The organism is Novosphingobium sp. (assembly GCF_032093395.1).
Lineage (GTDB): Bacteria > Pseudomonadota > Alphaproteobacteria > Sphingomonadales > Sphingomonadaceae > Novosphingobium.
Genome location: NZ_DAMDBA010000047.1, coordinates 24,234 through 39,873, shown reverse-complemented (window position 1 = coordinate 39,873; position 15,640 = coordinate 24,234). Strand labels below are relative to the sequence as shown.

The following is a 15,640-nucleotide window of genomic DNA, read 5'->3' as shown; positions in this document are numbered from 1 at the left end:
ACAATCCCGGATTTTGCCGACTTATCGAGCTACCATTAGGTCCGCTTTGTCGGCGGTGGCGGACGGCGGCAAAGATCGACCGAAGGCCGCTGCTCCGGCGGGTGACGACGCATTTTGGTGGCTCGGTTGACCGGATCGGCAGCGAGCGGTTACATCCCAACAGCATCTCGCTGATCTACAAGCGCTTGATCCGCCGGGCCTGGGAGAAAGGCTTGTTCGGGGAGATGGGCGAGAATGACCTCGAAGGCTGGCTAGCAGCCGCACTCGATCCGGGTGGGCGTGGCGCAGGATAATTTCGCGGCAGGAGAGGGGCTCCCAGCGATCATGCAGGCCTATCGCTGGCGAGACGCCCGCACGGTGCTGCGCTACGGCTCCCGGCTTGCCGCCAAGAGCGGCGCCAGTGCGCGCCTCGCGCTGCGGTTTTCCGAAGAGGAATAGGTGTTGGTTCTCGGCCTTGGAGGGCTGCTTCACGAGGCGGGCCCATGGCCAAAGCGAGAGCGCCATGGCCCACGAGGGCTGGGATCCATGCCGGGTCATGGAACGGCTCGGCGCGGTCGAGCCCGCGCTGCAGGAAGTCTGCAGCACAGGCAGATGGGCCCCGCGCGATCTCGCCACTTCGAATTATCGGTAGCCCAGCCTCCTTGCGCTCGGAATAGCGGTCGACGAGCTGCACTGCGTGTGGCCGCATCAGCACGGTGAAGCGGACCCGTTCCTCCATCACTTCGACGATGCGCTCGTAATAGCTCGATGCCCGCATCCGGCCGTCCTCGTCGAACTTCTTGTACGCCATTGCCACCGACGACTGTTCGGGATCGTGAAAATCCGTATCCAGCGGCCCAGCAGGCGCAGCGAATTGACCGCGTTGAACGATTGCGAGCCTCCGGACACCTGCACGAGCATCTGGATCAGATCGACCCTGCCGCTCTGCTGCATTTGCTGGCGAGAAATGGAATCCGCTGGCGTCAACGATCGGACGGCCGTCCGGCAGCCGGTAATGATGATGTCTCCCGCTTCGCTTTCTGCAGGATCTACCGCATCCGCACCGGGTTCTTCCGGCCATGCCGAAAGTGCAAAGAGGCCCTACGCGTTTAGCGCCGGTGCAAGGAATTTCGATTTCGACGCAAGACCGGCGGCCATCAAAAATATAACATCATATATCATACGATATCTAGGGTATCGATGCTTCGAGATCAACGCGGCAGGAGGGCAGGCCGCCAAGCTGCAGCGGCGCGCGCTCCCGCCCTGCAACGAGCAGATTGCCCCCGTTCGGTTGGTAGGCGGGAAGGCTGGTTATTACTGGAGATGCCCTTATGAGGCGCTTTCCAGACAGCCTCCAGGAGGCGGCTGTTAGCTGTCCGAGCTGGATGCCGCAGAGTGCCGTGCGCTTTTTGCGCGGACGAACGTCGCAGGCTTCATGCGCATGCGCCAGCTGCTGCCTGGGACCCTTTATAAACGACACGGCGGGCAATCAGCCACTGACCTTTGACCCGCTTCAGCGTATCTACTGCGACGGCCGTTACCCAGTTTCTTGGTGCGACCTCGGGTCTCGCGGCCTCGACGACAAGGATCGTACTCCGGACCGATGCGGCGTTGCGCGCCGTGTATACGATGGGGCCTAGCGATTGCATATGGAAGCGTTCCGTGTCCCGGCCCGGCATGGGTTTGGACCCCACGAGCGCTTCGAGTGCGCGGTGCCCCACTACGCATCGTTGCGCGTCCTCAAACACGCCGTCGGGGGTGAAGGTCGAAGCCCAGGCACCGCCATCGCCATTGTCTACCGCGGTGTTGTAGCGGGAGAACAGCTGGCTGATCTCCATAAAGTCCGTTGCGGATCCAAGGTATGGCTTGACTGACCCCGCCTCTGCATGTCCCCGGAACATCAGCGCCGCGATCAGCAGGGGTATCATCCTCGATGTCTTCACAATGTTGCTCCTGCTGATTTCGGGTGATGTTTTCGACCATCCCAATCGGGGATGATATGCAAGGCGCCTGTCTTGAATCCGCATCGTTTGTAACCGATGCGACCGCTTGCAACGGCTTTGGCTGGTTCTCGTGTTCATCGTTGGCTAACGTCGAAAGCGCTTCTCCCAATGGGGTCGCAGGCTTGATCACGAACCTGAACAGGGGGATGAGGGTACTGTGCTTCCTCGAATGCCATCTGCAGTGAAAGATATCATAGCTATGAACTCCGACAGCGGCGATCGGCGTGCCAACTGGAAGGAAATGGCGACCATTTCCGGACAGCCAATCCCGTCCGAGGGGTTTGATAGAGTGCAAGGGCCGTTTCCCGCTGCACTGCGCCATCTTGCTGTAGACGCCGAGGGCTCCTGGCTGATCATGGGAAAACAGCTTTATGCGGCTTCTATCGCCGACCTGAGGCTGGAAGAGGACTATTGCGATGACGTATTGAGCGACAACCTTGTCTCCGTGCAGTTCATCGTCGAAGGGGCATTCGATTTTCTGATAGACACCGGTGGGAGGTACAATCTCACCGCAGGTCGCGGCGTGGTATTGATCTGCCCGACTGGGACGCGTCTGCGGCGCTACATCCATGCGGGCCCGACGCTTCGTTACATCGGCATCACCATGTCGATGGAACAATTGGAACGGGGCTTCGGGATCGATCGATCGACCTTGCGGAGTGAAGTGAGAGCACTCGCTTGCGGCGGGCTTCATGAACCAGTCGCCATCGAATTTCATATGACGGCGGAGCAGCGGCAGGCGGTGGACACGTTGCTCTCTCCCAAAGTCGACAAGCGGTTGAACCACATTTTTCTGGACGCAAAATTGACGGAGCTTGCCTGCCTGTCCGTCAGCTGGCTGTTGCTGGACGGTCCGAACGGTCGCATGATACCCTGCTTGCGCGATCGCCAGAGCCAGGCGCTGGAACAAGCTGCGATGATGATGGCAACGGACGTGTCCGATCAGTCCTCTATCCGTGATATCTGCAGGCGGGTCGGCCTGAACCGTAACAAGCTTGCAGCCGGCTTCCATGAACGGTTCGGGATGTCTCCGTGCAGCTACCGAAAAAAGCTGCGCCTGCGCCGTGCGGCGGAACTGGTCGTGGCAACGAATCTTTCCGTATTCGAGGTGTCTCAGGAAGTGGGGTTTTCATCGCAATCGAGCTTCGCCCGAGCCTTCAAGGATGAATTCGGCGAGACGCCGCGTTCCTACCGAGCCGCGGCGTTGACCGCAGCTCGGAGGTGACGGAGGTGAGGCGCACTTCAGGCGGCGGTTTCAGCCACTACCTCGATTTCTACAAGTGCGCCCTCGATCAGCAATTCGCTCACGACCGCCGACCGCGCCGGCCGGTGGTCGCCGAAACGGGTGGCGTAAAGCTGGTTGAACTCACCGAAATCCGAAGCCTGGCGCAGCCAGATCGTTGCCTTGACGACCTGCGAGAGGCTGGAGCCGGCGTCAGCCAGCACCACTTCTATGTTATCGAAAACGACGCCAGTCTGCGCAGCGATGTCGCTGCCCTGCAAAGCGCCATCGCGCAGCGCCAGTTGCCCCGACAGGAATATCAAATTGCCCGAGCGCACTGCCGCTGACAGCGGGACGATTCCAGCGGCAGTCCGTATCGGCGAACCCAACAGTTCCATCGACTTCTCCATAAAATCTGCTGCGGGTCCATCTGCGCCTTTGTCGAAGGTCGCTCCCGCTTCCGCGCCGAACCTAGCCCTACAATTCCGGGGATGCTTCGCAGTGAGTCACAAAGATCGCGCCGAATTGCACAAAATCGATCCAATGGGCGGTGCCGCAGGCAATCTTGCACAATCACCGTGCGGATCGGTGAAGACAGTGGCGGAATTGGGAATAGGGTGTCTGGCTCCGGTCCCGCCATCGGAGCGGCTAGTGGAAAGCTTGGAAACCTGATGAGTAGTATAGCGAAGGCGCAAGTGCTGGCCGTCAGCACCGCCAAGCCTCGGCTCGTAGAGATGAACGGGGTCAAGATCATGACAGCCCTCGTTCGAGATCCCTCGCCGGTGCCGCTCCATTTCGGCCCCGATGGCCCGGAGGGCAATGAACTGGCGGTCCATACCGAGAGCGTCTATGCCTTTCCGTTCGAGCGTTACGAGTATTGGCGGCGCGATCTGGAGATCGATGGCGACGCCTGGCCGCTCTGCTTCTGGGGCGAAAACATCACGCTTACCCAGTTCGATGAGGACAAGGTCCGGGTCGGTGACCTGCTGCGCTTCAGCGGCGGCGTCGTGCTGGAAGTCACCGGACCGCGCATTCCCTGCATGAAAATGGCATGGCGGCTTGGCAAGCCAGCTTCCGTGCTTAACCGGCTCGTGCAGGTGGGCGGGCTGGGGTTCTACCTGCGCGTGATCGAACCAGGCTACATCGCTGCGGGCGAGACGATCACCAGCGAAAGCCCGTTTCCCGAAAACATCACCATCACCGAACTGGCCAGGCTCCACGATCGCGCCGCCTCCACCGAAGTCGAGTTGCTGGAGCGCGTGGCGGCAACCCCGCGGATCGCCAACCAGAGCCGCGAGATGCTGCTGCGTACCGCCGAGCATATGCGCGACGAGGGGCTGACGCGGCAGAACCGCTGGACCGGATGGCGCCCCTTCATCGTGGCCGAACGGCGCGAGGAGGTGGACGGCGTGGTTTCTCTGCGGTTGATGCCGCAGGACGGCCTGCCGGTGGCTTCCTACCGCGCCGGACAATTCCTGACGGTGCGCGTGCCCCAGGCCGATGGCGGCGACGCCACGCGCACATGGAGCCTTTCCGACTTCGGCGGGGTGGAGGATGGCTATCGCCTTTCGGTGAAGCGCGTCGAAGGCGGGATCGGTTCGGCCTTCATCTGCGATACCTTGCGCGAAGGCCATATCGTGGATGCGCGCCCGCCCGCGGGGCGTTTCGTGCTCGATCGCTCGCCGATCCGGCCGGTCGTCCTGATCAGCGCCGGCATCGGCGTGACGCCGGTGGTGGCGATGCTGCGCGCGCATGGCGAAAGCCGCTTCGTGCTGCCGGTCACCTGGATACATTGCACCCGCAACGGCGACACACACTTGTTCCGCGAGGAAGTGGAGCGCCTGCTGGCGCGCGACCCGCAGTTCGAAAGCCGCATCCACTACAGCCAGCCGCGGCCTGAAGACCGGGAGGGCCTGGATTACCATGCCTCCGGCCGCATCGATCGCGAAAGCCTGAAGGCGCTGGTCGATCAGACGTCGCACTATACGCTGGTGGGCAAACAGATCGAACTCAGCGGTCGCAGCCGCGAGTTCTACGTATGCGGGCCAAGGGCTTTCGAGGAAAACGTCCGCGCCTGGCTTGTCGATCTGGGGGTGCCCGATCACTTCATTCGCTCCGAAACCTTCGAAGCGGCGGCCCGTGCAGAGGGCGCGGCGCCGTCGATGGAATCGGCGCGCATCGACTTCGTTCGCAGCGGCCTGACCGTCGAATGGCAGGCCGAAGGCGGAGCAAGCCTGCTCGATGCCGCGGAAGCGGCGGGCCTTTCGCCTGATTTCGGCTGCCGTTCCGGCACGTGTGGTGCCTGCGCGGCGCACGTGGTCGAAGGCCGGATCGAATATGCGGTGCCGCCCGGCGCAGAGCCGCCGGAAGGCTCCATCCTGCTTTGCTGCGCCCGCCCGGCGAGCGCGCTGTTGAAAGTCGATCTGTGAACGCAACCGTGCCTGTCGATGCCGCTCCGATCGTACCGGAGGTGGAAAAGGCCGTGCCCCGGCAGGCCTGGCTGCTCACCGTGTTCCTGATGGTCTGCTTCACGTTCGCCTATCTCGACAAGCAGGTCGTCAGCATCCTGGTCGAGCCGTTGAAGGCCGATCTCGGCTTGTCGGACGTGGAGATCGGCCTTCTCCAGGGCTTTGCGTTCTCCGCGTGCCATGCGCTCATGGGGGTGCCGCTGGCGATACTCCTCGACCGGGGCGATCGCGTCCGCATCACCTCATGGTGCATCGCGATCTGGTCGGTCGCCACGATGAGCTGTGCCCTGGCAGGCGCCTTCGCGAGCCTGCTGGCCAGTCGTGCACTGACCGCAATGGGAGAGGCCGGACTGACCCCCGCCGCACTTTCCCTGATCCGCGATCGCTTTCCGCGCCAGTTGATGTCCCGCGCGACGGCCCTGTTCATGGTCGGCCCCTACATCGGCATGGGTGTGGCGCTGCTCGGCGGCGGGCCGCTGCTGGTATGGCTGGCAACGCGCGATCTCGGCGGCATCGCGCCGTGGCGCATGGTCTTCGTGATCGTCGGCGCGCCGGGCCTGATTCTGGCTGCGGTGATGTGGTTGTGCGTGCATGAACCGCGCCGCGCCCGTCTGGCGGTGTCGTCCGTACGCCCCAAAGTCGAGCCCCTGCGAAAGACAATCGCCGGTCGGCGCGGCTTCTTCGCGCTCATGTTCCTTGCCAGCACGATGGCCTGCGTCCCCATGTACGCCCAGATGGCGTGGATGCCGACGTTTCTGATCCGCGTCATGGGCCTTAGTCCGGGCGCCGCCGGTGCGCTGATCGGGCCGCTGTATATCGTGGCCGGTATCGGCGGGGCGACCGGGGCGGCGGTCCTGACCAGCGGCGCCCGCGATCCGCTGCGCCGGATCATCGCGCTGCTGGCAGCTGCGACCGGCAGCCTGATCGTCACCGCCTCGCTCGCACCCTTCGCAGGCGGGGTGATTCCGATCCTTTCGCTTTTCGCCCTGAGCATCGCCGCATCGAGCATGATCATCGCCCTCTTGCCCACGCCGATACAGCTGGCCGCGCCATCGGATGCCGTTGCGCGCATGATGGTGATCCTGAACATCATTCTGGCACTTGGCGCTGCGGGGATCGGACCGCTTGCGGTCGGCATCTTCACCGATCGCGTCTTCGCGGACCCGATGGCGCTGGGCATGTCGATCGCGATCACCTGCGGATCGTCGAGCATCGCGGGCCTCGCCCTGTTTCTGGCAGCCGGAGCGCGGGCCCGACGCTTCGCCGCGACTGCCTGACATCATCATACACTGACCTTACGGATGACCGATCTTATGCTTCGCGCCGAACCGACGATCCTTGGCAATTGCCGCCTGTTTGATGGTGAGACCTGGCACGGCGACAACCGCCACCGTATCGCCATTGAAGCGGGGCGCATCGTGTCGGTGGAAAACGATCGTCCTGCAACCCAGGATGAAAAGGTGGTCGATCTGAACGGCATGACGATCATGCCCGGCCTGATCGATGCGCACTTTCACTGCAACAGTCCCAGTCTGGATCCGGGCAAGATCGACGCAATGCTGCCTTCGCACATTGCCCAGTTTGCGCGCCAGCTGCTGGAAACGGCATTGTCTGCAGGGTTCACGACCGTGCGGGATGCGGGCGGCGCCGATCCGGGCCTTGTAGTCGCGACCGAAGAAGGGCTGATCGACGGGCCGCGGCTGTTCGTGGCTGGAAAGGCGCTGTCGCAGACCGGCGGGCATGGCGACTTTTCGTCCGGCTTCACCATCTGCGATTGCAGCCCTTACGCCGGTTATCTGTCGCAAGTCGTGGACGGGCCGGACGATGTGCGCCGCGTGGTGCGCCAGCATCTGCGCGCAGGCGTTCATCACATCAAGATCTTCGTCAGTGGCGGGGTGTTGTCGCCAAGCGATCCGATCTGGATGGATCAGTTCACGGATGCGGAGATCCTCGCCGCCGTGGAAGAGGCGGAGCGGCGCCGCACGTATGTCATGGCCCATGCGCTCAGCACCAACTCGATCCGCCGCTGCGCCACGCTGGGCGTGCGATCGATCGAACACGGCCTTGGCGTTAACCAGGAGGTCACCGCCGACATCATCGGGGCAGGCGCCTTCGTGGTTCCCACCCTGTCGGCCTACGATGCGATGACGAAGGACGGAGCGCCGCTGCCGGACTGGGCGATCGAAAAGGCGAAGACCGTCACCGACGAGGCGATCCGATCGGTGGCTGTCTGCGCTGCCGAAGGCGTGGAGATGGGCTTCGGCACCGACCTGTTCGGAATGCTTCACGGTTCGGAAAGTAACGAGTTGAACTTGCGGGCGGCGATCGACGGAAGCCTGTCCGCGCTCCGCTCGGCCACCTCCGTGAACGCACGGATGATGATGCGGGACGAAGACTTCGGCAGTGTTCGCGCTGGGCGATATGCAGATCTGCTGGTGGTGGACGGCAACCCGATCGACGATATCCGCCTGCTGGCTGACGGCGGCAGCGGCATCCGCGCGGTCCTCAAGGGTGGGCGCATCGTGCGCGGAGCCTTGCCATCTCCCCGCATGGGTGCCGAGGTGAACGCGGCATGAGACGCCTGACCGTTCTGCGCGCCGTACCGGAGTTCGCGCGGGGAATGCCGCGGGATCTGCGCGTCCGCTGGGCACTCAGGGAAGCGGGCCTCGATTACGAGGAATGGGTGGTGGACCGCGCGGAACTGGGCACGCCCACTTTTCGTCGCTATCAGCCTTTCGGCCAGATGCCGGTCTATCAGGAAGACGGCCTGACGCTGTTCGAGTCCGGGGCGATCGTTCTGCATATCGCCGAAACCGACGAGGCCTTGCTGCCGCGTGACCTGGCCGGTCGGGCGGAAACCTTCACCTGGATGTTTGCCGCGCTCAACACGGTGGAGCCGCCCGTGCGCACTCTGGCGGAAATCGACTTCGTGATGACCGACGAGAACGAACGTCGGCGGCGTCGCCCGGAGGCGGAACAGCGGGTGCGTACCCGGTTCGCGGAAGTCGATGCCGTCCTCGCGGATCGGGAGTTTCTGTGCGCCCGTTTCAGCGCGGCTGACATCTTGATGGTGACGGTTCTGCGCATCGTTGCGCAGGCCGGGCTGGAGGCGGACCTGCCCGCGCTGGTCGCCTATCGGGCGCGATGCGAAGCGCGGCCCGCATTCCAACGCGCGCTTCAGGAACAGATCGCCACGTTTGACCGCCATGCCGCATCGGAGTGAACGCGTCGTTTCCGCGCTAACGATTTGCTCCCGCGCGGGCATGGACGTATTGCGTCGCGGCCAGGTCCTGCACCACGTGGCCGAGCGACTTGTAGATCGTCACCTCCTCCGGGTTCCGCCTTCCGGCGACCGTCCCCAGGAGGACTTCGCCGATTTCCGCGACGATGTGCGTATCGTCGATCAGGCCTGCATCGCGTGCGGCGAGAAACTCCGCTCCCGCCGCGAGGACCGAACGCCGCGTATCCGCAACATAGCGGGCGCGGGCCACGAGTTCGTTGTCGACCTCGACCGGCCCTGCATAACTGGACCCCACAAGGTTGATATGCGTTCCCGGTCGTACCCATTCGCTGAACAGCACTGGTGTGGCGGAAGAGGTGACAGTGCAGACGATGTCCGCGTGCGCCGTTGCGCTGCGGGCGTCCGTCACCGCGCGGACGGGGATGCCCGTCTCGGCGCTCAACGCCTTGGCGAGCATTTCCGCCGTGTCGGGGTTTCGGCCCCAGAGCGCGATCTCGTCGAGCTTTCGCACCTGAGAGATCGCGTGGACATGACTGCGCGCCTGCAACCCGGTGCCCATGACCAGCAGCCTGCGGGCATCGCTGCGCGCCAGGGCCGCTGTCGCCACGGCGCTGGCAGCGGCGGTTCGGCGCTCGGTGATTTCACCGGCATCGGCAAGGCAGACCGGCTCGCCGTTATCGCGATCGAACAGGACCACCACGCCGCGATGCGCCGCACGGCCGGACCGGGCAGGATCGGGGAAAACGGTGATGAGTTTTGCCCCCAGCCCATGGGGTGCCGCCAACATGCCAGGCATGCTGGCAAGCATCTTGCCGCCTTCCAGCGTAGCGATCTGCCGCAGCGGCTGCTCCATCCCGGATGCGGTATAATCCGCCATCGCCTGCCGTACTGCACCGATGCATCCCGCAGTATCGAGCAGTCGAGCGACATGAGCCGCCGAGTAGTGAGGCAAAGTAGAACCCGTGACGTTGTCATCGCCGTTAACAAGCATTGATGCAGTCCATGAATCATGTGAGGGGCAAAGTGGCGGTATCGATCGCCTTCAGCGGCAGATCGCCCGTCGGCATTCGGATCGAGATTGGGCGAGGCCGTCGTATCCGATCGGTCGCGGGGGCGACTATGCATGTCCGCAATTAGGGCGTCAATCGCAGGCCGCCGCGCCGATAGGGTTGTGAAACGATTTTATCACTATCGCGTGCCTTGGCTAAACAGCTTGACCAAGTTCGCGTGGAAATGCTTAAGTTCGTATCGATGTGAGCGCCAGTGTGAAACTCCATCGTTTTTGCCATCATGTTGAGAAGGGAAAGTCATGCAGCGCAGGACCATGGTAGCCGCGTTGATGTCGGCGGGAGTGTTGCCGATCCGCAGCGTGGCGGCCGCCGCTCCCAAAGCGCGTGATCCGCTTGAAGATTTCGTCGTGGTGAACACCATGGGCGGGCTTGTCGATCCGAACGCTCCGGCTGCGCCCGAAGCCGCGGCGTCGGATCGGGCCATTCGCGACAACATCGCTGCCGGTCTGAGCGCAACGGTCCTGACCGCAAGCGGTGTCGTTCCCGAAAAGGGCACCGATTATTTCGAGCAGACCGTGCGCGACATGGCGCAGTGGCGCACGATATTTTCCGAGAAGGCCGCAAGCCTGCTGCCGGTCCAGAATGCTTCGGATATTCTCGCTGCCAGGCGCGCGCGGAAACTGGGCGTCATCCTGGCGCTGCAGAACGGAGCGGCGATCGGCGATCGGGTCGATCGGCTGGACATTCTGCACAATCTTGGCCTGCGCTCCTTCCAGCTCACCTACAATGGCCAGAACCTGCTGGGTTGCGGCGGACTGGTGGAAACCGATACGGGGCTGACCGCGCTCGGGCGCGAAGTGATCGAGCGCGGCCATGCGCTGAAGATGATGGTCGATCTGTCGCACAGCGGGCGCAACACCTGCCTCGATGCCGCCCGCTTCACCAAGCTGCCGATCTCGATCAATCACACCGCCTGCGCAGGGCTGACCCCGTCGCCGCGCAACAAGTCGGACGAGGAACTGCGAACGGTTGCCGAAAAGGGCGGTTATATCGGCATTTACACGATGCCTTATCTGGCGATCGGCCGGCGGATTACCGGTGACGACGTGGTCGCCCACATCGAATACGCCATCAAGCTGTGCGGCGAGGATCATGTCGGGATCGGTACGGACAATGTCGTCAGCCCGATCGACGACATGCCGAAGTACATGGCGGAATATGGTCGCATCATCGCCGAGCGGCGCAAGTTGGGCATCTCCGCGCCGGGGGAGGATCCGAACGTTCCCCGGTTCGCAGCCGATTTGGCCGATACAAACCAGTTCCGGGTGATCGCGGACAAGCTCGCACGCCGTGGACATGGCTCCGCGCTGATCGGCAAGATCATGGGCGGCAATTTTGGCCGCTTCGCCCGAGACGTCTGGGGGGCGTAAAGGGATGCAGGCGGCGCGTGGATCGCCGCCTGCATCTTCAACGGCGTAGCTGGAATAGGACAGGCGGTGGTAGCCGGGATGCGTAGATTTTCACTGAACGGGTTGATGGCGGCGCTGGCGGTCCCCACGGTTTGCTGGGCGGCGCCGCAAGGCGCGTCATCCTCGGCTCCAAACAAGGCACAAGAACAGGCCGCGCCGCCAGCGGTGGCGGTGCCGGGAGCGAACGCGCGACCTTCTTTTGCGCCGCCCGTCGCCAGCCGGGTCAACGAAAAACCCGTATCGTTTTCCGAACTGCCGGAACCGCGCCAGTTCGTTACCCGGCATGCCGTGACGATCGGCGGCAAGCGGGTGAAGTATACCGCGACCGCAGGCGAAACCTACATCACGAACATCAGCGGGGAGCCGACGGCGCGCTTCTTCTCGTTCGCCTATGTCGCGGACGCGCCCAAGGCGTCGCGCCCGGTGCTCTTCGTTTTCAACGGAGGGCCGGGGTCTTCGTCGATCTGGCTGCAGATGGGCGTGATCGGGCCGAAAAGGGTCGTGCTGGACAATGAAGTCAATCCCAGCAACTCGCCGCCATTCGGATATCAGGACAATTCTTTAAGCGTTCTCGACGTAGCCGATCTGGTCTTCATCGATCCTGTGGGGACCGGATACAGTCGCCCGGTCGGCAGTGCGCGGCAGCAGGACTTCACCAACGTGGATGCCGATGCGGATTCGGTGGCGCGGTTCATCGAATTGTGGCTGACGAAGAATGGGCGATGGAATGCGCCCAAGTATCTCATGGGCGAAAGCTACGGAACCATCCGTGCGGCGGTGCTGCCCCGTGCGCTGATGGGCGGGCCGACCTATACCGGAGTGATGCGCGGCATCACCGTGGACGGCGTCATCATCGCCGGGACTGCCTTGAATTCGCCTCGGGAGCAACCTGCCCCGCCGGACGCGGCAGCCCCGAACCGCGGGCTTGGCGACGCGCTTCCCAGCATGGCCGTGACCGCGGCCTATCATGGCGGGATCGACCGGGCAGGCCGAACCACGGCTCAGATATACGAAGGGGCCAGGGCTTTCGCCGCCGGTGACTATGCGGACGCGGTGTTCGATTTCGACCATGGCGCCCTCCCCGCCGAGCGACAGGCCGATCTGGCCGCCAAGCTGGAAAGCTGGACGGGCATCCCCGCGAAGGACTGGATCGCGAACAGGTTCCGCGCCCCGTCCACCGGCGAGTTCCTGAAGCGCGTCGTCGCGAGTCAGCGCCTTGCAGCCGGCAACTATGACAGCCGGTATACGCTGCCACTGGACGGCGGCATGGGCGAGCCGGTTGCGGACGATCCGGCGATGGCCCGTTATGTGCCGGGGTTCGTCGCCGCATTTCACGACATGCTGGTCAAGGATCTCGGGGTCGACATGCCGGTCCCTTACAACGCGATCAATTTCGAGCAGAATTCGTTCGTGTGGACTTACGACCGCGTTGGCCCGCCACCGGGCGAGAACTTCGCCGCCGACCTTGCCGTCGCCATGCGTCGCACGCCGAAATTGCGGGTTCTCGTCGCCTCGGGCTACTACGACATGGTGACCACGCCCCTGGCGGCGCAGAAGCAGTTGGCACGGGGCCGCGTTCCAATCGATCGCATCACCACGCGCAATTATGAATCCGGTCACATGCTGTATCTCGGCGACACCGCGAAGGCTTTCGCCGACGACGTTCGCGCGTTCATCACCAGCAGGCCCTGACGCCCCGACTGAAGCACGGCATGTGCATTTTAGCGTACTATCCGCGGAGCCCCGGCGCTTCCGCGGGTGAACACTGGCATCTGCGCACCTTGGGAAGGAACGGCCCTCAGAAGCTGCGGGTCCGCAGGAGATTCGCTGCACGAATCCGCGTTCGCATCGTCCTTTTCTCCTGTTCCTTCTCCACCGCATTCAATCGTGTGTCGTTTTGCAAAGTTGCGCAAACGTCGTGCACCCGCGCACAATGTTCGCCGTTGAATGTCACACGGGCTTCGTGACCATATGTCTCACAGAAAAAATCATGGGGGTTATATGTCGTTCCGTAGTCGCTGCCGCCTTCTCGCCCTGGGTTCCACGTTTGCATTCGTTTTGCCGACCACCGCGTTCGCGCAATCTTCGCCTGCTGAGCATGGTGGGAGTTCAGATATCGTCGTCACTGCACAGAAGCGACAGGAGCGTCTTCTCGACGTGCCGGTCTCGATCACCGCGGTCACGTCGGAAACACTGGTAGAACAAAATCTCGTTCGCATAAGCGACTACTTTTCGCGCATTCCGGGCCTGCAATATGCAGGCAACCGCGTGACGAACCTGTCCTTGCGCGGTGTCGCTTCAGGAGGTACCACGAACCCGACGGTTTCCATCGTCATCGACGACGTGCAATTCGGTTCCTCCACATTCCAAGGCCAGCAGCCCATCCCCGACTTCGACCCCGCGACGCTTGCGCGTATCGAAGTCCTGCGTGGCCCCCAGGGGACGCTCTACGGGGCGTCCAGCCTTGGCGGTATCATCAAGTACGTAACGACCCAGCCGGATCTCCAGGAATTTTCCGGTCGCGTGGAGATGGGCGCGAATGTTCCGAAGGGCGGCGATCTCGGCTGGTCCGGTCGCGGAAGCCTGAACGTCCCGCTGATCGAAGACCGGGTGGCGTTGAGTGTCAGCGGGTATTACCGGGATGACCCGCGCTGGATCGACAACGTCAGAACGACCGCCGCGACGCTTCCGCGCGACAATGCCAATACCGTCAAGACCTGGGGCGGCCGCGCCTCGCTGCTGGTCAAGCCGATTGACGACCTCACCATCGTCGCCTCCGCGCTTCGTCAACGACAGGACACCGCCTACGGCACGACCGAGCGGGTCTGCCCCGAATGCTCGGTTCCCGCGACGCCGACCAATTTCACGTCCGTTTTCGGCGACTATGCAAACAGCCTTGCACCTGCCAGCGGCGAGAGCAAATATTCGCTTTACACTGTCCGGGGAGAGCTTGATCTCGATGCGGTAAAGGTCACGTCGATCTCGGCCTGGGGCGAAAGCGAGAGCGTTGCCAACAGCGATGTCACGACGACTTTCCCTTATCTGCTGCCGATCTATGCACCGGGCGGAAACGTCATCATCGCCAATGGCGACAGCTCGACGAAATTTTCGCAGGAACTCAGGCTGAGCGGAGAGAACAAGGCATTCGACTGGATGGTCGGCGGTTTCTATACCAAGGAGCACGCGGCCATTGCTCAGGAACTGGCCGTCTACGATAACAGCGGCGCGTTCGTGCTCGTGCCCTTTTCCAGCAGCGGTCCGTCCAGCTACCAGGAAAAGGCCGCGTTCGGCGCGGTGACGGTACACCTGTCGGACAAGTTCGACGTGCAGTTCGGTGGGCGCTATGCGCAGAACCGTCAGACCTACTTCTCGCAAGCCGTCGTCGATAGCAGGGCTGCGGCCGTTCTGGGACTGACCCGGCAGAACCCGGTCCGCAAGTCCAAGGAAGATGCCTTCACCTGGCTCGTCTCGCCCAGCTACCACATCAACGACGATCTCATGGTCTATGGCCGCATTGCCACCGGCTACCGCCCCGGCGGCCCGAACACGTCGGTCGCACCTGTCGAGACTTACAAGTCCGACTCCGTGACGAACTACGAACTGGGCCTGAAGGGCTATATCTTCGATCGACTGCTATCGATCGACGTCAGCGCCTTCCAGATCGACTGGGACGACATTCAGTTGCAGAACACGGCCGTTCCTTCGAACTTCACGTATTTCACCAATGCCAGCAAGGCACGGTCGCGCGGTATCGAGGCGGCTATGACCGTCAAGCCATGGGAAGGCTTTGTTCTGGATGCGAACGCGACGGTCCTTGACGCCAAGCTGGTTCGCGACATACCCGGCGTCGCCGGTGCCACCGTGCTCAACGGCAAGGCAGGCGATCGGCTGCCCTACAGCGCACGGTTCACGGCGAACCTCTCGGTTCAGCAGGATTTCAGGCTCAGCGACGAAACTACAGTCTTCCTTGGCGGAAATCTGAGCTACGTCGGCCAGCGGTACTCCGAATTCACGTCGACCAGCGCGGGTGCTCTGCGTCCCCGCATCAGCATGCCGAGCTATTCCGTGGTCGATCTGCGGTTCGGCGCATCGTTCGACAAGGCAGGCGTGCAGATCAATGCCTACGTGCGTAACCTGTTCGACGAACGCGGCGTAATCACCGCGACTAACCGCAACGGCGTCGTGGTACCCAATGCGGTGTTCCTGCAACCTACGACTTATGGCTTCACCGTGGCGAAGAGCTTCTGA

General features: G+C 62.9%; 11 protein-coding genes and 2 pseudogenes. 9 read left to right on the top strand and 4 right to left on the bottom strand.

Annotated elements, in window-relative coordinates:
* Nucleotides 1–438, top strand: a pseudogene (locus tag RT424_RS15500) (hypothetical protein); the annotation flags it as partial.
* Between the two features lie 193 nt (nucleotides 439–631).
* On the opposite strand, the pseudogene RT424_RS15495 reads toward RT424_RS15500, so the two are convergent.
* Nucleotides 632–897 (bottom strand): annotated as a pseudogene (locus RT424_RS15495) (NADPH-dependent FMN reductase); the annotation flags it as partial.
* Between the two features lie 515 nt (nucleotides 898–1,412).
* Nucleotides 1,413–1,907: a nuclear transport factor 2 family protein gene (locus RT424_RS15490; RefSeq protein ID WP_313440128.1), complete on the bottom strand. Its 495-nt coding sequence runs from the start codon at nucleotides 1,905–1,907 to the stop codon at nucleotides 1,413–1,415.
* 274 nt (nucleotides 1,908–2,181) lie between these two features.
* Between RT424_RS15490 and RT424_RS15485 the strand changes: the two genes are divergently transcribed.
* Complete coding sequence (locus RT424_RS15485) at nucleotides 2,182–3,207, top strand: AraC family transcriptional regulator (RefSeq protein WP_313440126.1); 1,026 nt, start codon at nucleotides 2,182–2,184, stop codon at nucleotides 3,205–3,207.
* A gap of 17 nt (nucleotides 3,208–3,224) precedes the next feature.
* Here the strand turns inward: RT424_RS15485 and RT424_RS15480 are convergent, their stop codons facing one another.
* Nucleotides 3,225–3,614, bottom strand: a complete 390-nt coding sequence (locus tag RT424_RS15480; protein WP_313440124.1) for a RidA family protein — start codon at nucleotides 3,612–3,614, stop codon at nucleotides 3,225–3,227.
* 261 nt (nucleotides 3,615–3,875) lie between these two features.
* On the opposite strand from RT424_RS15480, the gene RT424_RS15475 reads away from it, so the two are divergent.
* Genes RT424_RS15475 through RT424_RS15460 form a run of 4 tightly spaced genes read left to right on the top strand, consistent with a single transcriptional unit; the run spans nucleotide 3,876 to nucleotide 8,895 of the window.
* The gene (locus RT424_RS15475; RefSeq protein ID WP_313440122.1) at nucleotides 3,876–5,633 is read left to right on the top strand and encodes an MOSC domain-containing protein; all 1,758 of its coding nucleotides are present in this window, start codon (nucleotides 3,876–3,878) and stop codon (nucleotides 5,631–5,633) included.
* Nucleotides 5,630–6,949: an MFS transporter gene (locus RT424_RS15470; RefSeq protein ID WP_313440120.1), complete on the top strand. Its 1,320-nt coding sequence runs from the start codon at nucleotides 5,630–5,632 to the stop codon at nucleotides 6,947–6,949. The genes RT424_RS15475 and RT424_RS15470 overlap by 4 nt, the downstream gene beginning before the upstream one ends.
* A gap of 24 nt (nucleotides 6,950–6,973) precedes the next feature.
* Nucleotides 6,974–8,248 (top strand): amidohydrolase family protein, encoded by a 1,275-nt coding sequence (locus tag RT424_RS15465; RefSeq protein WP_313440118.1) that lies wholly within the window; start codon nucleotides 6,974–6,976, stop codon nucleotides 8,246–8,248.
* Nucleotides 8,245–8,895, top strand: coding sequence for a glutathione S-transferase family protein (locus tag RT424_RS15460; RefSeq protein WP_313440116.1), 651 nt, complete (start codon nucleotides 8,245–8,247; stop codon nucleotides 8,893–8,895). The genes RT424_RS15465 and RT424_RS15460 overlap by 4 nt, the downstream gene beginning before the upstream one ends.
* 16 nt (nucleotides 8,896–8,911) lie before the next feature.
* On the opposite strand, the gene RT424_RS15455 is transcribed toward RT424_RS15460, so the two are convergent.
* The gene (locus RT424_RS15455) at nucleotides 8,912–9,904 is read right to left on the bottom strand and encodes an ornithine cyclodeaminase family protein (RefSeq protein ID WP_313440114.1); all 993 of its coding nucleotides are present in this window, start codon (nucleotides 9,902–9,904) and stop codon (nucleotides 8,912–8,914) included.
* A 318-nt stretch (nucleotides 9,905–10,222) separates the two neighbouring features.
* On the opposite strand from RT424_RS15455, the gene RT424_RS15450 reads away from it, so the two are divergent.
* From RT424_RS15450 to RT424_RS15440, 3 genes are all read left to right on the top strand, one after another.
* Nucleotides 10,223–11,353 carry a membrane dipeptidase gene (locus RT424_RS15450; RefSeq protein WP_313440112.1) on the top strand — a complete coding sequence of 377 codons (1,131 nt, stop codon included), beginning with the start codon at nucleotides 10,223–10,225 and terminating at the stop codon, nucleotides 11,351–11,353.
* Nucleotides 11,354–11,431: 78 nt separating this feature from the next.
* On the top strand, nucleotides 11,432–13,084 hold the full coding sequence (locus tag RT424_RS15445) for a S10 family serine carboxypeptidase-like protein (protein WP_313440110.1): 1,653 nt from the start codon (nucleotides 11,432–11,434) through the stop codon (nucleotides 13,082–13,084).
* Between the two features lie 366 nt (nucleotides 13,085–13,450).
* Nucleotides 13,451–15,640 carry a TonB-dependent receptor gene (locus tag RT424_RS15440; protein WP_313440108.1) on the top strand — a complete coding sequence of 730 codons (2,190 nt, stop codon included), beginning with the start codon at nucleotides 13,451–13,453 and terminating at the stop codon, nucleotides 15,638–15,640.